We start from the raw sequence: 18,079 nt of genomic DNA on the forward strand, positions 1-18,079 counted from the left end.
TGCTGAACCCGGCCACAGCAGTGGGCTCAATACCTGCGGCATTTGCTCCGGAATCCAGTTGTTCAGGTCCTTGCCGGGCAGAGTGGGTACGTTCTGGGATGAGGCGCGGAAGCGCTACATTGGGCCGCTTATCCGCTGGTGCTATGAACTTCCTCTACCGAATCCGCTATCTGCTACTGGTGCTGATTGCCGCCGCCTGCGTGGCGCTCTGGCCCGGCGCGAAGGCCGCCGCCGTGGTCGATAACGACCTATCGGCCTGGTTCCTGGAAGACGACCCGGCCCTGACCGCCTACCACGAATTCCAGGACCGTTTCGGCAACGACGAGGTGGTGATTGTGGTGGTGCACGACGCGCGTTCGGTGCTCAATCCGTTTTACTTTCGGCGGCTGCGCGCCCTCACGGCGGAGCTGGAAGCACTGCCGGAAGTAGCCAGCGTGTTCGGGGCCGGCAACGCCCAGCTGCCCGCCCGGGCCGGGCCGCTGGAAGCGGCCCCGCAGCCGGTGCTGCCCCCCGGCGCCACCGGTGCCCAGGTGCGAACTGCCCTCCAGGGCCTGCCCACCCTGCGCCGGGAGCTGTTCAGCCCCGATTACCGGGCCGCCCGCCTGCTGGTGGTGCTGCGCCGCCTGCCCGATTTCGACAACCGCCGGGGGCCGATTCTGGCGCGGGTGCAGGCGGCGGTGTACCGGCACTTCACGCCCGGGCAGGCCGCAGTGGGCGGGGTGGGCATCATCTACGCCGGCCTGAACGCGTTGTCGCAGCAGGATTTTGGGCTCTTTCTGGGGCTGGGCTACCTGCTGATGTTCGGTATTTTCCTGGCTATTTACCGCAACTTTTACCTGCTGCTCTACACGCTGGGCATCGTGGGGCTGGCCACCTACCTCACGTTTGGCGTGTACGGGGCGCTGGGCCACCGCATCAACCTGCTCACGGTGCTGCTGCCCATTATCATTATTCTGCTCGGGTTCATGGACTCCATGCACGTGGTGAACGAGCGGAACCTGCTGCCCACGGCCGCCACCGACCCGCCCCGTGACAGTGCCTTGCAGGCCCTGCGCAATATCTTCCAGCCCTGCCTGTTCACCATGTTCATCACGGTGGCCGGTTTTCTGGCCCTGCTGACCAGTCCGATGGCCATTCTGAAAAACTTCGGCCTGTTCGCGGCCCTGGGCATTGCCCTGTGCCTGGTGCTCACCTTCGTGCTGGGCGTGCTTATTCTGCCCCTCACGCGCCCCGCGCCCCGGGCCACGCGGGCGGCCGGCACCGGGCTGGTGCGGTTCTACGGGTTCGTGCTTAAAAGGCGGCGGATTTTCGCGGCCGGCTCGGTGCTGCTCACGGCTTTGCTGCTGGCCGGCACGCCCCGCCTGCGCAACGACACCTACACGCTGGGCTACCTGCCCGATAACCACCGCGTGGTAACCGACCACCAACGCATGGAGGCCAGCTGGGGGCCGTATATGCCCCTGGAGCTGCTGGTGCAGCCCCGCCCCGGCCTGGCCCTCGACAGTGGCCGGGTGATTCGGGCGGCGGTGGCCTTCGCCGATTCGGTGCAGACGCTGCCGGGGGKGGGGGCGGTGTTTGGGTTCGAGTCCTTGTACGAGGCGGGGCTGGAGGCGCAGTTCGGGGCCAAGGCCCGCCGGGCGCTGGGCAGCCAGAGCATGCTGGGGGCCGTGCACCGGCAGCTCACCACCAACTATCCGGCCCTGCTCGGGCAGTTCGAGCATGCGCCCAGCGGCACGGGCCGCATCACGGTATCGGGCCGGATGCTCTCGGCCCGGCAGCTCACGGCCAAAATGGATACCGTGCTGGGCATTGCCGCCGCCACCCTAGGGCCGGTGGCCCGCGTGACGCCGGCCGGCTACCAGCCCCTCTACGCCCGCATCACCGACTACGTAACCACCTCCCAGACCAACAGCCTGCTCACGTCCTGCGGGCTGGTGTTTCTGCTCACCTGGGGCTTCATCCGCAGCTTCCGGCTGGCCCTGATGGCGGTGGTGCCCAACCTGTTTCCGGTGCTGGTGCTGCTGGGCGTGATGGGCTGGTGGGGCATCCCGCTCGATACGGCCACGGCCAGCATCGCGGCCATCGTGCTCAGCTTCTGCACCGACGACAGCATCCACTTCATTCACGCCTACCAGCAGAGCCGCCAGAGCGGGGCCACCCCGGCCCAGGCCCGCCTGAGCACCATCGCCCACATCGGCCCCACCATCGTCCTGACCAGCATCATCCTGTTTCTGGGCTACTCCGTGATGCTGCTGGCCTCGCTCAAAACCGTGCAGCTCTTCGGCCTGCTCACCGCCATTTCCATCGTCGGAGCCCTGTTCGGGGAGCTGGTTATCTTCCCCATCGTCCTCGAACGGTTCGACCGGAAGTGAGGGCGACTTGCGGCCGTGCGGCACCGCGCCGCTCGGCTACACCGTGGCTGATGTGACAAAAAGGGGAGTGACAATTTAAATTGTCACACCCCTTTTTGTCACATGGTCCTCTCGCTGGTGGCTCAGGCTTGACGTGACCAACTGGTGCGGTGCGGCATGGCCGCTGCGCGGCCGCAAGTCAGGCGACTTGCCCAATCCGCCAGACATCTAACCCCTACGACAACATGCCGCGCAGGATGTGGCGCACGTCGGTGGGGCCGGCTACGTGGTAGCGGGCCAGGGAGCGGGGGGCGGGGCCGACTTTGACGGTGTAGGCTTCGGGCGGCATGACCCGGAACGTGTCTTCGTCGGTGCGGTCGTCGCCGATGGCGAAGATGAAATCGGTGGGGTAGGTGGCCAGCCAGCGGGCGGCGGCCGTGCCCTTGTTGATGCCGGCCGTCTTGATTTCAATCACCTTGTTGCCTTCCATCACCTGCAAATCGGCGTTGGAGGTGATGAAGGTGAGGTGGTTCATCAGCTCGCGGGCCCGCATGGCGCCCAGCTCGGCATCGGCCCGGCGGAAGTGCCAGACCAATGAGAAGTCCTTTTCCTCAACAAACGAGCCGGCCGTGCGGGCCACGTACAGGTCGAGAATGGTGCGAATTTCGTCGCGCCAGTCGTTGTTGAGGGCCTGAAACAGGCGCCACTCCTCGCCCTGGGGCCGCAGCCAGACGCCGTGCTCCAGAATAAAATCGACGGGCAGATGGCCCAGCCAGGCTTCCAGCGTCGTCCGGTCGCGGCCGCTGATGATGACTACCCGGTTCTCGGGAATATCGGTGAGCGCACGCAGCAGCAGCAGCAGCTCCTCGTCGGGTCCCGCCTGCTGGGGGTCGTCGTGGAAGGGGCTCAGGGTGCCGTCGTAGTCGAGCAGCAGCAGGCGGCGGTCGGCGGCGCGGTAATCGGTGAGCAGCTGCTCGGTGAGGGCGGGGGTGAGCATTTCGGTATCGAGGGTGTGTTGGCGGTGCTTGCTGAAGGCCAGGCGGTCCATGAACAGCTTGGTCCAGGCGAATACGTTGTACTGGCCCACCAGCTTCTGCATGGCCGTCATGCGCCGGATCTGCTCTGGTTCGGGCATTACCAGCGCGTCGTGCATGGCCTCGGTGAGCTGGTGCATGTCGGTGGGGTTGATAATGAGCGCATCCGACAGTTCCCGGGCCGCGCCGGCCCGCTCACTCAGAATAAGCACGCCCCGGTGGTCGGCCTTGCTGGCCACAAATTCCTTGGCCACCAGGTTCATCCCGTCGCGCATGGGCGTCACGAGGGCCACTTCGGCCAGTCGGTAGAGGGAGGCCAGCTCGTCGAGGGGGAAGGAGCGGTAGAAGTAGTGGATGGGCGTCCAGCGCATGGTGCGGTAGGCCGAGTTGATGCGGCCCACCAGCTCGTCGATTTCCTCCTTGAGGGCGGCGTACTGGGCCACCTGGTCGCGGGAGGGCACCACCACCATAATCAGGCTCACCTGCTCGCGCCACTCGGGGTAGCGCAGCAGCAGCAGCTCGAAGGCCCGCAGGCGCTGGGCAATGCCCTTGGAGTAGTCGAGCCGGTCGATGGAGAGGATGGCGCGGGTGTTGCCGAGCACCTGGCGGTAGGTGGCCTCGTGCTCCCGGGCCGTGTCGGAAGCGGCGGCTTCCACGTAGCGGTCGTAGTCGATGCCCATCGGGAAGGTATCTACCAGAATGCTGCGGTCGCCGGCTTCGAGGCGGCCGTTCTGGGCCGTGAAGCCCAGCAGGTGCGACACGGCGCTCAGGAAGTGGCGCATGAAGCCGAAGGTGTGGAAGCCAATCAAATCGGCCCCCAGCACGCCGGCCATCAGCTCTTTGGCCCAGGGCAGCACCCGAATCAGCTCGTAGGACGGAAACGGAATGTGCAGGAAGAAGCCGATGGTGGCCTCGGGACGGGCCTTGCGCAGCATTTCCGGCAGCAGCAGCAGCTGGTAATCATGCACCCAGATGGTGTCGTCGGGGCCGGCCTGGGCCAGCACGGCCTGGCAGAATTTCTCGTTCACGGCCACGTAGGCCGCCCAGTGGGCCGGCTCGTAGGTGGCGTACTGGGGGAAGTAGTGGAAGGTGGGCCAGAGCGTGGAGTTGCTGAATCCCTCGTAGAAGTCATGGATTTCGGCCTCCGTCAGAAATACCGGCACCATGCTGTCCTGGCGCAGCTGCTCGCGCACGTACTCCTCCTCGGCGGTGTCTTCCACGAACAGGCCCGGCCAGCCCACCCACACGTTGCCTTCCTGCCGGTAAATGGAGCCCAGCCCGGTAGCCAGGCCGCCTTCGCTGGACTGAAAGGTGAGCACGTCCTCGGTGCGTTGTACTTTGGTGGGGAGCCGGTTGGAGACGATGATAGTGCGTGACATGCGTTGCGTAAAGGATGTTTCAACTACCAAACTACGGCGGAACCAGCCCCGGGTACATTAGTTTGTTCTAATGTTTTTGTTACCGGGCGGGCGTCGCGGCGGCGGTTTTCGCCCCGCCCACTACCCCCAGGTGGGTGTGCCGGAAGCCCGTGCCATACTTGAGGCCGTAGCCCAGCAGCCGGTCGAAGGCCGAGTGGAACAGCAGCACCGTGCCGGCCAGCAGCAGCAGGGGCTGGCCCAGCGCCCAGCCCGCCGCGCCCACCGCCAGGGCCAGGGCTTTGTGGTGGGCCACGTTATAAGTGAAGGCGCCCAGGCGCGGGCCGGCCAGGTAACCGAGCATGCTCAGGTCGGGGAGCAGCAGCAGGGCCGGCAGGTACCACCAGGCGTAGGGGAGGTGGGCGAAAACCAGGGTGGCCACCAGCAGTTCGGCCAGTTCTTCGAGTTGGAGCAGCGTTTTCATGGGCAAGGAGCGTGAGGTGAAACAACTCCTCAAAGGTCCGGCCCCCGAGGCCCCCAAATCCTTAACAAACGCTAAGAAACAGCCCCGTCCTGGTCCTGCACCCGGGCCCGGATGCGGCTCAGTGAAACGGGCGTGACGCCCAGGTAGGAGGCAATGTACTGCTGCGGAATGCGTTCCAGAATCTTGGTTTTGTGGCTGGCCAGCAACGCCTGGTACCGCTGCTCGGGGCTGAGCAGCAGCAGCTCGGCCAGGCGGGCATCGGTGCCGAGCAGGTGGTATTCGGCCAGCCGCCGCCCAAACCGCTCGTAGGCCGGAAACCGGTCGAACAGCTCGCGCAGCACGGCATAGGGAAACGAAACCAGCTCGGTGGGGGCCAGGGCCTGAATGCTGAACTGGCTGGGCCGGCCCGTCAGGCAGCTCTGGTAGTTGCCCATCAGGTGGTTGTCGAAAAAGAAGTAGGTGGTGCGCTCCTCCCCGTCGGGACGGGTGTAGAACAGGCGGCAGCTGCCCGATAGCACCAGGGCCAGCTCCGGGGCCGGCACATCCGGCCGCACGAAGAACTGTTTGCGGGCCAGTTGGCGCCCGGTGAGGGCGGCCGCCAGCGGGACCCACTCGGCGTCGGTGAGCGGCACGAAGCGCTGGATGTAGGTACGAAGCGGGTGCATGGGGGCAAGGTACGCGGCCGGGGCGGAAGAGGAACTGCTCCGCCGCTCGTCTGTATACTTCCCCTCTAATCACGCTTTGCCGCGCGCTGCTGCCGTCTGCTCCGCGCCAGTCCGGAGCAGGGGAGAGAATCAGCCGGCAGAACGCGCTCCGGTCCCGGATTAATAAACGAAGCTGCCGGCGCCACGAAGACAGCGAAACCGGGATGGACGCCCGCGGTACCATAACCGCTTCCGACCGGTCCCGTCCGGACTTCGTTGCCACGTAAGAAAGCCGGCGCTTCCAACCCGTCGGCTTCCAGCCAGGCGCGCTGCCGTCAGCATAGCCGGCCGGCCACTGCTGGCGCATACCGGTCCAGTCGAGCAGCCTTTTGGCATTGCTGCCTGCCGACTGAGTACCTTACCAGCCTTGTCCAGCAGGTCAGCCCCGTTTGCCGGTTTGCTCCTGGACAACCGCACCGGGTTAGCCGGTGCGGTATAGGCGTGTAGCGCGGAGCGTAAGCCCCTGGTGCCGGTTCGGACTGTACCGGTTTTTGCCGATGCGGTGAGGATAGTAGCCGACCAGCCATCATAGCCGGGAGCGGCCAAGGCTTCCTTTTTTTCTTTCCCCCTTTTTTATGACCACCCCTACCCCGAATCCCACCGTTCACGCCTATCTGGTGGGCGGCGGCATTGCCTCCTTTGCCGCCGCGGTTTTTCTGATCCGCGATGGCGGGGTACCGGGCCGTAACATTCATATTTTCGAGGAAGCGGGGCTGGTGGGGGGCAGCCTCGATGCGGCCGGGCAGGCCGAGCAGGGCTACGTGCTACGCGGCGGCCGTATGATGAACGCCACCTATTTCTGCACCTATGACGTGTTGGCGTCTATTCCCTCGCTGGAGCACTACGGCCAGTCGGCCTACGACGACATCGTGGCTTTCGACCAGCGGGTGATAACCTCGGCCCAGGCCCGGCTGGTGAATGGCCGGGGTGAGATTATGGACGTGACGTCGCTGGGGCTGAACGCGGCCGGCCAGCTGGCCCTGCACGAGTTGATGGCTGCGCTCGAATCAAGCCTGGGTACCCGGCGCGTGGACGACTGGTTTGCGCCCGACTTTTTTACCACCAATTTCTGGCTGCTCTGGTCCACTATGTTTTCGTTTCAGCCCTGGCATAGCCTGGTGGAGTTTCGGCGCTACCTGCTGCGCTTCCTGCACGAGCTCCCGAACCTGGGTACCCTGGCCGGGGCCGAGCGCACGCCCTACAATCAGTTCGATTCGGTCGTGCTGCCCATCATGACCTGGCTGCGCGGGCAGGGCGTGGCCTTCCGGCTGGGCAGCCAGGTTACAGACCTGGATTTTGCGCCGGATGCGGACACGAAAACGGTGGTGGCCATCCGGTACCGGCAGGGCCAGCAACTGCAAACGCAGGCCGTGCAGCCCCACGATATCGTGCTGATGACCAATGGGTCGATGGCCGCCAACTCGGTGCTGGGCTCGATGACCACGGCTCCGACGCCGCGCCCCGACGCCGACGACCGTGCCTGGGCCCTGTGGAAAACCGTGGCGCGCAAGTACCCGGATTTTGGCCGGCCGGAGGTGTTTGCCAATCGGCCCGCCGAGGCTACCTGGGAGTCGTTCACCGTGACGAGCCAGGGCCCGCAGTTCTTCGATCTGATGGCCCGGTTCACCGGCAACCAGGCCGGCACCGGGGCGCTGGTATCACTCGTCGATTCGAGCTGGCTGCTGTCAGTGGCCCTGCCTCACCAGCCGCACTTCCTCAATCAGCCCGCCAACGTTACCGTATTCTGGGGCAATGCCCTGTTCCCGGACCGGGTGGGCGATTTCGTGCCGAAGAAAATGCGTGACTGTACGGGCGCGGAAGTACTGACCGAATTGCTTCACCACCTGCGCTTCAGCGCGGAGCTGCCGGCCCTGCTGGCGGCGGCCAACTGCATTCCCTGCCTGCTGCCGGCCATCAGCAGTCCGTTGCTGACCCGCGCGCCCGGCGACCGGCCGGCCGTGGTGCCGGTCGGCTCTACCAACTTCGGCTTCCTCGGTCAGTTCGCCGAAATCCCCGACGACGTAGTGTTCACCATTGAGTACTCCGTGCGCTCGGCCCAGATGGCGGTGTACGAGCTGCTCCACCTTGACCGCCGGCCGCCGGCCGTGTACCAGGGCCAGCACGATGCACAGGTACTGGCCAATGCCCGGCTGGCCATGCAGCACTGAGGCTGTTGCCGGCCACGTTCAGGTAGCCCAGCCCCCTGGCCCCAGCTCACCGGGTCCCATTATTTGTGAGCCTGGTCCAACGCCGAGCAGCTGCGCGTCTGGTGCCAGTACTTCCTCGGCATCCGGCCCCCCGGCGGCCGGCCGCTATTCGTAGCCTGGAGTGTCATTTCGCGGTGGGGGTGGGGCTGATTACGGCCACCTTGCATTTGCCTCCCGAACCCACGGCAACCCGGCTCTGGTGGACCTGGCCGCGTTCGGGCCGGTGGCGGTACCCATGACGCCCGGCGCGGTGCTGACCGTTACAGCCTCGTCCGGCAACTGGGGGTGGAAGTGCGGGATGCGCGGGGCCGCCGCCAGTTTCGCCGGACCTACGCACCCAACGCCACCCGTCTGGCCCGGCAACAGCAGAACGATGCCTACTTCGCCGGGGTACATTTTGCCAGGCCCCTGGGTTTGGATAAACCATCCGGTCGTAACCGTCCATCGAAACAGGCCGGCCCGGAAAAGCAAAAAAGGCTTTCCGCGCAGTGCGAAAAGCCTTTTTTGTTGTGTTGTAGTCCGTAGGGGAATCGAACCCCTGTTGGTAGAATGAAAATCTACTGTCCTAACCCCTAGACGAACGGACCAGTTAAAAGCGGAAGCGTTTTTCCGTTTTGGTGATGCAAAGATAGGCAACCGAACTTTCGGCGCAATACCCGGTTTTGAAAAAAACGGGCGTTTCAGGCAAGTGGACTGATTTTCAGTCGGAAAATTTTCCGTTTCGGCCCTCCCGGCGCGGGTTAGGGCCGTACACCCGGGGCGGACCGGCCCCTAAAACGGCCGGAGTTGGGGTTTGATTTGGCGAAGTACCCCCAGCCCGTTACCTTCGCTCCGTGTTTTCACCCGGCCCCTCGGGACCGATAAACCTCCCTTCCCCCTACTACTATGGCTAAAATCAAAGTTGCCATCAACGGCTTCGGGCGCATTGGCCGCCTGACGTTCAAGGCGCTGCTCTCGCGCGACAACGTGGAAGTCGTGGCAATCAACGACCTGACCGACAACAAAACCCTGGCTCACCTGCTCAAGTACGACTCCGTACACGGCCGCTTTCAGGGCACCGTGGAGCACGACGCCGACAGCCTGACCGTGAACGGCAAGCGCATTGTGGCCCTGGCCGAGCGTGACCCCAAGCAGCTGCCCTGGAAAGATATGGGCGTAGACATCGTCCTGGAATCGACTGGTCGCTTCGTAGACGAAGCCGGTGCCGGCCAGCACATCACCGCCGGAGCCAAGAAGGTAGTTATTTCGGCCCCCGCCAAAGGCAATATCCCCACCGTCGTGCTCGGCGTGAACGAGGATATCCTGACCGGCGACGAGACGATTATCTCCAACGCCAGCTGCACCACCAACTGCCTGGCCCCCATGGCCAAGGTGCTCAACGACACGTTCGGCATCGAGAAGGGCTTCATCACCACAGTGCACGCCTACACCTCTGACCAGAGCCTCCAGGATTCGCCCCACTCGGACCTGCGCCGCGCCCGCGCCGCCGCCCTGAGCATTATCCCGACCAGCACCGGCGCTGCCAAGGCCGTGGGCCTGGTGCTGCCCGAGCTGAAAGGTAAGCTCGACGGCATTGCCATGCGCGTGCCCGTTCCGGATGGCTCGACCACCGACCTGACCGTAATTCTGAAGAAGGAAGCCACGGTGGAGGAAATCAACGCGGCCCTGAAAAAGGCGGCTGACGGCGAGATGAAAGGCATCCTCGAATTCAGCACCGACCCGTTGGTAAGCGCCGACATCGTGGGCAACCCCCACAGCTGCATCTTCGACTCGGACCTGACGGCCGTGAACGGTACGCTGGTGAAAGTGGTGGGCTGGTACGACAACGAAACCGGCTACAGCACCCGCACCGCCGACCTGATCCAGAAGCTGGGCGATAAAATGTAAAATTTAAGCTGTTAGCTGAGAGCTGTTAGCTGTTAGCTTAACGTGCAAATTGAACCGTTCACAGAACGTCATTCAGAGCGAAGCGAAGAATCTCGCGTGTTAATCGGCAGGGTAATTTCCGCCGGTTTCACGCGAGATTCTTCGCTTTGCTCTGAATGACGTTCTTTTGTTGTCAGTTCTAACCTCTTTAACGAAAAGCGAACAGCCAGAAGCTCTCAGCGAACAGCTTAAAAAAAATGCGCATCTGCTTTATCCTCAACCCCACCTCCGGCACCAACCGCCGCCAGGATGTGCCGGCCCTGCTGACCCGGCATGCCACGGAAGCCGGGGCGGAGTTTGAAATTCGCCTTACCGAGCACGCCGGCCATGCCGAAACGCTGGCCCGCGAAGCTGCTGCCGCCGGTTGCCGGGTGGTGGTGGCCGTGGGCGGCGACGGGACGGTGAACGAAGTGGCCCGGGGGCTGCTGGGCACCGGGGCCGCGCTGGGCATTGTGCCCCGGGGCTCGGGCAACGGGTTGGCCCGCCACCTGCACCTGCCCCTCGATTTGCCGGGGGCCGTGCGCCGGGCCTGCCAGCCCGAGTTCCAGCGCATCGACGCGGGCCGCATCAACGGGCACTGGTTTTTCTGCACCGCCGGGCTCGGGTTCGATGCCCACGTGAGCCGCATGTTTGCCCGGGCCGGCACCCGCGGGCTGGCTACCTACGTGAAAGTGGCCCTGCGCGAGTACGGCCGCTACCAGCCCACTGCCGTGCAGGTGCAGCTGGAAAATCAGGACCTGCTCGATACCCACTGCTACGTGCTGGCCTTCGCCAACGCCACCCAGTACGGCAACAACGCCTACATCGCGCCCCGCGCCAACATCCAGGACGGTCTGCTCGATTTGTGCCTGATTGACGCGCTGCCCCTGTGGCGGGCTCTGCGGGTAGGGGTGGGGCTGGCCCTGGGCACGCTGCCCACTTCGGGGGGGGCTCAGTATCACCGCAGCCGACACATCCGCGTGCGGGCCGCCGCTCCCCTGGGCTTCCACGTTGATGGCGACTACGTAGCCGAAGCCACCGAATTCGACGTGGAGCTGGAGCCGCTGGCCCTGGAGGTGGCGGTGTAGAGGCGTCAAATGGTCGGACTGCTGAATGGTTGAATGACGTTCGTATTTTTACTCACCACTCACCACTCACTACTCACTTCCAGCACATGAAAAACCAACGCCAGGGGGTGGTGTATTCCACCAACCCCGAATTCAGCTACGACGAACCCGGTACCGAAACCACCGCCACCCTGCCGCCCCAGCAGCAGAACCTGCGCGTGCAGCTCGATAAGAAGTCGCGCGGGGGCAAGCAGGTAACGCTCATCACCGGTTTCGTGGGCCAGGATGCCGATTTGCAGGAGTTGGGCAAGCTGCTCAAAACCCGCTGCGGCGTGGGCGGCAACAGCAAGGACGGCGAAATCATCATCCAGGGCGACTTCCGCGACAAAGTGCTGGCGCTGCTGCTCGAAAAGGGCTACAAAGCCAAGAAAGCTGGTGGATGATTTTTAATTCACCTATGAGAACCCAGCTTTCCTACGTAAAGCGGAGTTGTTGCCTACCCTGCTGCCAACGCTGACGGTGCTCGTGATGCTATGGCTGCTGGAGTTGCTCAGTAACCAGCGGCGGCTGTTCGCTTCACTGGCTTCCAGCGCCTTCCTGATCTACCTCGACCCGGCCCACTATACCAACAGCACCCGCACGCTGGTTATCAGCTAAATGAGCGTCGTCGCCGCTGCGTAGCCGGACTCCGCGCGCTGCTGGGGGCCGGCTACGCGGCGGCGGCCCTGGCGATGGTCGTCACGATTGGGGTGATGGTGAGTCTGAACGTAATGCACCCGCCGGCCGTGGGTACGGCCCTGAGTTTCGCGTTCCGGGCCGGCCAGGGCGAAGGGAATCTGCTGCTGTTTGGCCTGGCGGTGAGCTTGGTGGTAGTTTTGGTGCTGCTGCAACGCGGCTCCGGCTACCTGCTGGCCCGCCTGACGCCGCCGCCACCCACTGCTTCTCCCACCTCGCCCGCTACCGATGCCTGACGTTATGCTGCCGCCCGTTTCTGATGCCTACACCCAGGTCGAGGAGGCCGTGGTGCACGTGGTGCTCTGGCTGAAGCTGGGGGCCGAGGCCGTGGGGGCGAGCATTATTGTGCTGGGTATTCTGGCCGGGGGCTACCTGTTTGTGAAGGCCCTGCTGGCCCGCCGCACGGCCGACTTCACGGCCATCCGCCTCACGCTGGCCCGTTACCTGGCCCTGGCCCTGGAGTTTCAGCTCGGGGCCGACATTCTTTCCACCACCATTGCGCCCAGTTGGGAGCAGATTGGCAAACTCGGGGCCATTGCCGTCATCCGGACGGCCCTCAACTTCTTCCTCTCCCGCGAGATGAAGGACGAGCACCGCGCCGCCGCCGAGCACCACGTGCAGCGTCAGGCCCGCAACGAAGACGCGCCCCCGGTATCGGAGAGCGAGGCCTAGCGCCAAAAGGGGAAAAGTAACTGGCTAAATCTGCTGCAAACCGCCGAAAACCGGTGAATTGGTCAACAGCGTGCAGGAAACGGGTAACGGGAAGGTAGCCCAAGTGGGTGGAAGGCGGGAACTTGCCGCCGCTGCCGACCCGGTAGCATTGTTGCCGTTTTCTTTCCACCTTCCTGCCATGAACCTACCCCGTATTTGCCGGCGGTCCGTCCGTCGTCCGTTGCTGCTGCTGCTGCTATGCCTGAGCTGGGGCGCCGCCCGCGCCGAGGAGCAGCTCCAGTCGCCCAACAAGCAGCTCACGCTGCGCGTGGACCTGGCCGCCGACGGCGTGCCCACTTACCGCCTCAGCTACAAGGGCAAGCCCGTGCTCAACGCCAGCCGCCTGGGCCTGGAGCTCCAGGGCACGCCCAGCCTGACCAACGGTTTCGTGCAGACCAGCGCCGAGCGCAAGTCCATCGACGAAAGCTGGAACCCGGTGTTGGGGGAGGTGAAAACCATCCGCAACCACTACAACGAGCTGGCCCTCACGCTCACCCAACCCGCCACCAAGCGCGTGCTGCGGGTGCGCTTCCGGCTCTTTGATGACGGGCTGGGCTTCCGCTACGAGTTTCCGCGCCAGCCCGAGCTGGCCTATTTCGTAGTGAAGGAGGAGAAAACCCAGTTCGCCCTCAACGGCGACCACAAAGCATTCTGGCTGCCCGGCGACTACGATACCCAGGAGTACGAAACTGTGACCTCCAACCTCTCGCAGGTGCGCGGGCTGATGAAGGCCGCCATTACCGGCAACGCCTCCCAGCACCCGTTTTCGCCCACCGGCCTCCAGACCCCGCTCATGCTCAAGCGCCCCGACGGCGTGTACCTCAACATTCACGAGGCCGCGCTGGTAGACTATTCCTGCCTGTCGCTGGAGCTCGACGATAAGACCTTCGCCCTCAACGCCCACCTCACCCCCGACGCCCAGGGCAACAAGGGCAACTTGCAGACGCCCTGCCAGTCGCCCTGGCGCACGGTTATCGTGAGCGACAAGGCGGCCGATATTCTGGAATCCAAGCTGGTGCTCAACCTCAATGAGCCCTCCAAAATCAAGGATACCAGCTGGATCAAGCCCACCAAGTACGTGGGCGTGTGGTGGGAAATGATTACGGGCAAAAGCTCGTGGTCGTACACCAATCAGGAGAATATCAAGCTCGACTCCATTGACTACGCGAAGGTGAAACCCAACGGCACCCACGGCGCCACCACGGCCCACGTGAAGGAGTACATCGACTTCGCGGCCCTGCACAAGCTGGACGCCGTGCTGGTGGAAGGCTGGAATACCGGCTGGGAAGACTGGTTCGGCAAGCACAAGGAGTACGTGTTCGACTTCGTGACGCCCTACCCCGATTTCGATATTGAGGAGCTCAACCGCTACGCCCACGGCAAGGGCATCAAGCTCATCATGCACCACGAAACCAGCGGCTCGACCCGCAACTACGAGCGCCACCTGGAAGCCGCCTTCCAGCTCATGAACAAGCACGGCTACGACGCCGTGAAAACCGGCTACGTGGGCGACGTGCTGCCGCTGGGCGAGTACCACTACAGCCAGTGGCTCATCAACCACTACAACTACGTGCTGGAAAAGGCCGCCGAGCACCACATCATGGTCAACGGCCACGAAGCCGTGCGGCCCACCGGCCTCTCGCGCACCTACCCCAACCTGATTGGCAATGAGGCGGCCCGGGGCACCGAGTTTCAGGCCTTCGGGGGCAGCAACCCCGACCACTGCACCATCCTGCCCTTCACCCGCCTCATCGGAGGCCCGATGGACTACACGCCCGGCATCTTCGAGATGGACGTGAGCAAGTACAACCCCAACAATAAGTCGCACGTGAACAGTACGCTGGCCCAGCAGCTGAGCCTGTACGTGACCATGTACTCGCCCCTGCAAATGGCGGCCGATCTGCCCGAAACCTACAACAAGTTCCTCGACGCCTTCCAGTTCATCGAAGACGTGCCCGTGGACTGGGACGACACCCACGTGCTGGAAGCCGAACCCGGCGACTACCTCACCATCGCCCGCAAAGGCAAGGGCAGCGCCAACTGGTTCATCGGCAGTACCTGCGACGAAAACGGCCGTACCAGCAGCATCAAGCTCGATTTTCTGAAGCCCGGCAAAAAGTACGAAGCCACCATTTACGCCGACGGGCCGGGCGCGCACTACGCCAAAAACCCGCAAGCCTACGCCATCCGCAAGCTCACCGTGACCAGCAAAACCAAACTCAGCCAACTCTGCGCCCCCGGCGGCGGCTACGCCATCAGCGTAGTGGCTAAATGAGTTAAGAAAATTAAAAATGTCGGGTTGTCATCCTGAGCGGAGCGAAGGATCCTGTCACGTTAGAACAACTCATTATTACGGCCGTTTTTGCGTGATTAAGATCCTTCGCTCCGCTCAGGATGACAACCCGACATTTTTCATCAACCGCAGCGCCCGCTCCACGTCTTCCGGGGTGTCGATGCCAATGGTTTCCAGCTCCGTCTCGGCTGTTTGGATGGGGTAGCCGGCTTCGAGCCAGCGGAGCTGTTCGAGACTTTCGGCCAGCTCCAGGGGCGAGGGCGGCAGTTGGGTGATGGCGCGCAGCACGTCGGGGCGGTAGGCGTAGAGGCCGATGTGGCGCAGGTAGCGGTGGTGGGTCAGCCACTCGCTTTGCGGGTGCTGGCGCTGGTAGGGCAGGGGGTGGCGGCTGAAGTAGAGCGCCCGGCCCCGCCCGTCGAGTACCACTTTGGGCAGGTGGGGACTGAACAATTCCTCCGCACTGATGACGGGCTTGACCAGCGTGGCCAGCGCGGGCGGCGCGGGCACGGCAAACAGCTCCACCAGCGCATCAATCTGGCTGGGATGAATGAAGGGCTCGTCGCCTTGGATGTTCACAATGCAGTCGGCCGCCGCATTCAGCTGCTCATAGGCGTCGCGTACCCGGTCGGTGCCGCTGGGGTGGTCGGGGCGGGTGAGCACGGCCTCGCCCCCGAAGCCGCGCACGTGCTCAAGAATGCGCTGGTCGTCGGTGGCCACCACCACCCGGCTCAGGCTGGATTTTTCGGCCTGCCGGACCACGCGCTCAATCATGGACTGGCCGCCCAAATCCACGAGGGGTTTGCCGGGCAGGCGGGTGGAGGCGTAGCGGGCGGGAATGATACCGATGGCGAGCATGAGCGGGCGGTTGAAGCGAGGAAAATAAAGGCGCAGGGCCGCCGCAAGAAACGGTAAAACCCGCTAACCGGGGCCGCCACGCCCGCCGCCGCCGGAAAACCCACCCCGAAAAACAGCACAAATCCTGACCACAGAGCCGCTTCCGCCCGATTCCGTAACTTTCGACCAACTTTAGACAAGTTGGACTGTCCCGGTCGTTGCTGCCGGGTAGCCGTTTTCCTGCCTGCTGACTCCGTATGCTCCGTTTTTCCTTGCTGACTGTTGTGTTTCTGTTCTCCGGACTTTCCGCCTGGGCCCTGCCCGGGCTGGTGGCCCCGCCCGATTCCATTGGGGTGGAGTACCGCAACAACAAAATGCTCATCCGCCACCGCGTTACGCCCGGCGAAACGCTTTACGGCCTCGCCCGCCGCTATAAAGTGCCCGTGGAAGACATTGTGGAGGCCAATTCGGGCCAGAAGGGCCAGCTCGTAACGGGCCAGATTGTGCTCGTGCCCCGGGAGCGGGTGGTGCTCACACCGGCCCCGGCCCCGCGCAAAGCGGTAGCCGTGGCCGCGCCGGTTTCGGCCGCCGTGCGCGCCCTGCCCACCGATGCCAACGGTAACCGCGTGTACAAGGTAGCCCCCGGCATGACGCTCTACGGCATTGCCCGCCGCTTCCAGACCACGCCCGCCGAGCTGGCCCGCCTCAACGGTTTTGCCACCAACTACAACGTGCGCGTGAATGAGGAGGTGATTATAGCGGCACCGGCCACCGGCGCGGCCGGCCCGCCCGCTCCCGTAGCCCCGGCCCCGCGCCCCGCCGCCCCGACTCCGCGCCCGGCTACCCCCGCGCCCGCTCCGACTTCCCGCCCCGAGCGCACCGACGCCGTGGAGCAGGCTGCCCGCGACAAAGCCCGCGACGAAGCCGCCGCTGCGGCCGTCACGCCCGAGCCCGAGGAAAAGGAGCGCACCCCCACCCGGGCCAGCGAAATCGTGCGCCGCGTATCGGAAAGCGGCCTGGCCATGGCCATTCCCACCGACGCTTCCGACAAGTACCTGGCCCTGCATAAAACGGCCCCGGTAGGCACCATCATGGAGGTGCGCAACATCATGAACGGCATGGCCGTGTACGTGCGCGTTATCGGCAAGCTGCCCGATACGGGTGAAAACACCAACATTCTGGTGCGCCTCTCCAAACGGGCCGTGCAACGCCTGGCTACCCCCGACCAGCGCTTCCGCGTGGAAACCAACTACGTGCCGTAGCGGTGAATGGGTGACTCGGTGAATGACTGCTGTTGCGCAGGTCGCTTCCGGTAGCTGCGGTGGCAGGTCGTTGCTCGTTGCTCGTTTTTCGGGGCTGATTGGTTACTGAAGGCGAATCAGCCCCGAAAAACGAGCAACGAAAAACGAATGCTTCAACGGCTACTGCGTAAGCATGAGTGAATGAGTGAATGAGTGAACCGGTGTGTCATCCTGAGCGGAACGAAGGACTTGGTAAGAAGCCAATCAACGATACCTTCCTGCCAGGCCCTTCGCTCCGCTCAGGATGACAGTATCTTTACTGCTCTCACTCATTCACCGAGTCACTCATTCACTCATCCACCGCATGAACCACGCGCAGGTGCGGGCCTTGCTCGACGAGAAATACCGCCACTACGACCAGCCCGGCTTCATCACCCTCGACCCCATCAGCATTCCGCACCAGTTTTCGGCGCGGGCCGATGTGGAAATCAGCGGGTTGTTTGCGGCCCTGCTGGCTTGGGGGCGGCGGCCCACCATTATCAGCAAGTGCCGGGAACTGCTGGCCCGCATGGATAACGCGCCCCACCAGTTCATCACCCAGCACCACGACGAGGACCTCAAGAAGCTGCTGGGCTTCTGCCACCGCACCTTCTGCGACACCGACCTGCTCTACTTCGTGCACTGGCTGCGCTGGTACTACCAGCGGCACGATTCGCTGGAAGACGCGTTTCTGCGCGGTGCCACCCAGAAGGAGCGGCTGGAAAACTTCCACACCCTGTTTTTCAGCCTCGACGACGCGCCCCAGCGCACCCGCAAGCACGTGGCCACGCCGGCCCGGGGCTCGGCCTGCAAGCGCGTGAACATGTACCTGCGCTGGATGGTGCGCCCCGACCCCCACGGCGTAGACTTCGGCCTCTGGCGGCGCCTCTCGCCCGCCGACCTCCTTTGCCCCTGCGACGTGCACGTGGAACGCGTGGGCCGCCGCCTGGGCCTGCTCCAGCGCAAGCAGGTGGACTGGCTGGCCGTCGAGGAGCTCACCGCCCACCTGCGCACCTTCGACCCCCAGGACCCCGTGAAGTACGATTTTGCGTTGTTTGGCCTGGGCGTAGAAGGGGAGATGTAGTAGATAACCAAAACCGGCCCGGCAGTATCTGCCGG

15 protein-coding genes and 1 tRNA gene are annotated in these 18,079 nt (G+C 64.1%); 11 read left to right on the forward strand and 5 right to left on the reverse strand.

Annotated features, from left to right (window positions below; genetic code table 11):
- The first annotated feature begins 143 nt into the window (after positions 1-143).
- Positions 144-2,372: an efflux RND transporter permease subunit gene (locus D0T11_RS11725; protein ID WP_182888366.1), complete on the forward strand. Its 2,229-nt coding sequence runs from the start codon at positions 144-146 to the stop codon at positions 2,370-2,372.
- 214 nt (positions 2,373-2,586) lie between these two features.
- On the opposite strand, the gene D0T11_RS11730 is transcribed toward D0T11_RS11725, so the two are convergent.
- From D0T11_RS11730 to D0T11_RS11740, 3 genes are all read right to left on the reverse strand, one after another.
- Positions 2,587-4,764, reverse strand: coding sequence for a bifunctional alpha,alpha-trehalose-phosphate synthase (UDP-forming)/trehalose-phosphatase (locus tag D0T11_RS11730; protein WP_119655974.1), 2,178 nt, complete (start codon positions 4,762-4,764; stop codon positions 2,587-2,589).
- Positions 4,765-4,843: 79 nt separating this feature from the next.
- Positions 4,844-5,224, reverse strand: a complete 381-nt coding sequence (locus D0T11_RS11735; protein WP_119655975.1) for a DUF4260 family protein — start codon at positions 5,222-5,224, stop codon at positions 4,844-4,846.
- 71 nt (positions 5,225-5,295) lie between these two features.
- A complete protein-coding gene (locus D0T11_RS11740; RefSeq protein WP_119655976.1) occupies positions 5,296-5,889 on the reverse strand; it encodes a Crp/Fnr family transcriptional regulator in 594 nt (197 codons plus the stop codon).
- A 614-nt stretch (positions 5,890-6,503) separates the two neighbouring features.
- Here D0T11_RS11740 and D0T11_RS11745 point away from each other — a divergent pair.
- The gene (locus D0T11_RS11745) at positions 6,504-8,096 is read left to right on the forward strand and encodes an oleate hydratase (protein ID WP_119655977.1); all 1,593 of its coding nucleotides are present in this window, start codon (positions 6,504-6,506) and stop codon (positions 8,094-8,096) included.
- Between the two features lie 554 nt (positions 8,097-8,650).
- Here the strand turns inward: D0T11_RS11745 and D0T11_RS11755 are convergent.
- Positions 8,651-8,722, reverse strand: a tRNA-Glu gene (locus D0T11_RS11755).
- A gap of 298 nt (positions 8,723-9,020) precedes the next feature.
- On the opposite strand from D0T11_RS11755, the gene gap reads away from it, so the two are divergent.
- The 7 genes from gap (at position 9,021) to D0T11_RS11785 (ending at position 14,828) form a co-directional block, all read left to right on the forward strand.
- Complete coding sequence (gap, locus tag D0T11_RS11760) at positions 9,021-10,022, forward strand: type I glyceraldehyde-3-phosphate dehydrogenase (protein WP_119655979.1); 1,002 nt, start codon at positions 9,021-9,023, stop codon at positions 10,020-10,022.
- 236 nt (positions 10,023-10,258) lie between these two features.
- On the forward strand, positions 10,259-11,128 hold the full coding sequence (locus D0T11_RS11765) for a diacylglycerol/lipid kinase family protein (protein WP_119655980.1): 870 nt from the start codon (positions 10,259-10,261) through the stop codon (positions 11,126-11,128).
- 86 nt (positions 11,129-11,214) lie between these two features.
- Entirely contained in the window at positions 11,215-11,550 is a 336-nt protein-coding gene (locus tag D0T11_RS11770) for a translation initiation factor (protein ID WP_119655981.1), read from the forward strand.
- 46 nt (positions 11,551-11,596) lie between these two features.
- Positions 11,597-11,764: a hypothetical protein gene (locus D0T11_RS23135; protein ID WP_245990787.1), complete on the forward strand. Its 168-nt coding sequence runs from the start codon at positions 11,597-11,599 to the stop codon at positions 11,762-11,764.
- A 74-nt stretch (positions 11,765-11,838) separates the two neighbouring features.
- Positions 11,839-12,078: a hypothetical protein gene (locus tag D0T11_RS23140; RefSeq protein WP_245990794.1), complete on the forward strand. Its 240-nt coding sequence runs from the start codon at positions 11,839-11,841 to the stop codon at positions 12,076-12,078.
- Positions 12,071-12,514, forward strand: coding sequence for a DUF1622 domain-containing protein (locus D0T11_RS11780; protein WP_220473724.1), 444 nt, complete (start codon positions 12,071-12,073; stop codon positions 12,512-12,514). The genes D0T11_RS23140 and D0T11_RS11780 overlap by 8 nt, the downstream gene beginning before the upstream one ends.
- A 178-nt stretch (positions 12,515-12,692) precedes the next feature.
- The gene (locus D0T11_RS11785) at positions 12,693-14,828 is read left to right on the forward strand and encodes a glycoside hydrolase family 97 protein (RefSeq protein WP_119655983.1); all 2,136 of its coding nucleotides are present in this window, start codon (positions 12,693-12,695) and stop codon (positions 14,826-14,828) included.
- 114 nt (positions 14,829-14,942) lie between these two features.
- Here D0T11_RS11785 and kdsB read toward each other — a convergent pair whose 3' ends face one another.
- Positions 14,943-15,701, reverse strand: coding sequence for a 3-deoxy-manno-octulosonate cytidylyltransferase (kdsB, locus tag D0T11_RS11790; protein ID WP_119655984.1), 759 nt, complete (start codon positions 15,699-15,701; stop codon positions 14,943-14,945).
- 236 nt (positions 15,702-15,937) lie between these two features.
- Here kdsB and D0T11_RS11795 point away from each other — a divergent pair, with 236 nt between their 5' ends.
- Positions 15,938-16,942 carry a LysM peptidoglycan-binding domain-containing protein gene (locus D0T11_RS11795; protein ID WP_119655985.1) on the forward strand — a complete coding sequence of 335 codons (1,005 nt, stop codon included), beginning with the start codon at positions 15,938-15,940 and terminating at the stop codon, positions 16,940-16,942.
- A 343-nt stretch (positions 16,943-17,285) separates the two neighbouring features.
- On the forward strand, positions 17,286-18,044 hold the full coding sequence (locus D0T11_RS11800) for a TIGR02757 family protein (protein WP_119655986.1): 759 nt from the start codon (positions 17,286-17,288) through the stop codon (positions 18,042-18,044).
- The last annotated feature ends 35 nt before the right edge of the window (positions 18,045-18,079 follow it).

Source organism: Hymenobacter rubripertinctus (assembly GCF_003583925.1).
In the GTDB taxonomy this organism is placed as follows: Bacteria; Bacteroidota; Bacteroidia; order Cytophagales; family Hymenobacteraceae; genus Hymenobacter; species Hymenobacter rubripertinctus.

Coding starts and splice junctions, on each gene's coding strand:
- D0T11_RS11730 (WP_119655974.1), bottom strand. CDS start 4,764: ATGTCACGCACTATCATCGTCTCCAACCGGCTCCCCACCAAAGTACAA.
- D0T11_RS11735 (WP_119655975.1), bottom strand. CDS start 5,224: ATGAAAACGCTGCTCCAACTCGAAGAACTGGCCGAACTGCTGGTGGCC.
- D0T11_RS11740 (WP_119655976.1), bottom strand. CDS start 5,889: ATGCACCCGCTTCGTACCTACATCCAGCGCTTCGTGCCGCTCACCGAC.
- D0T11_RS11745 (WP_119655977.1), top strand. CDS start 6,504: ATGACCACCCCTACCCCGAATCCCACCGTTCACGCCTATCTGGTGGGC.
- gap (WP_119655979.1), top strand. CDS start 9,021: ATGGCTAAAATCAAAGTTGCCATCAACGGCTTCGGGCGCATTGGCCGC.
- D0T11_RS11765 (WP_119655980.1), top strand. CDS start 10,259: ATGCGCATCTGCTTTATCCTCAACCCCACCTCCGGCACCAACCGCCGC.
- D0T11_RS11770 (WP_119655981.1), top strand. CDS start 11,215: ATGAAAAACCAACGCCAGGGGGTGGTGTATTCCACCAACCCCGAATTC.
- D0T11_RS23140 (WP_245990794.1), top strand. CDS start 11,839: ATGGTCGTCACGATTGGGGTGATGGTGAGTCTGAACGTAATGCACCCG.
- D0T11_RS11780 (WP_220473724.1), top strand. CDS start 12,071: ATGCCTGACGTTATGCTGCCGCCCGTTTCTGATGCCTACACCCAGGTC.
- D0T11_RS11785 (WP_119655983.1), top strand. CDS start 12,693: ATGAACCTACCCCGTATTTGCCGGCGGTCCGTCCGTCGTCCGTTGCTG.
- kdsB (WP_119655984.1), bottom strand. CDS start 15,701: ATGCTCGCCATCGGTATCATTCCCGCCCGCTACGCCTCCACCCGCCTG.
- D0T11_RS11795 (WP_119655985.1), top strand. CDS start 15,938: ATGCTCCGTTTTTCCTTGCTGACTGTTGTGTTTCTGTTCTCCGGACTT.
- D0T11_RS11800 (WP_119655986.1), top strand. CDS start 17,286: ATGAACCACGCGCAGGTGCGGGCCTTGCTCGACGAGAAATACCGCCAC.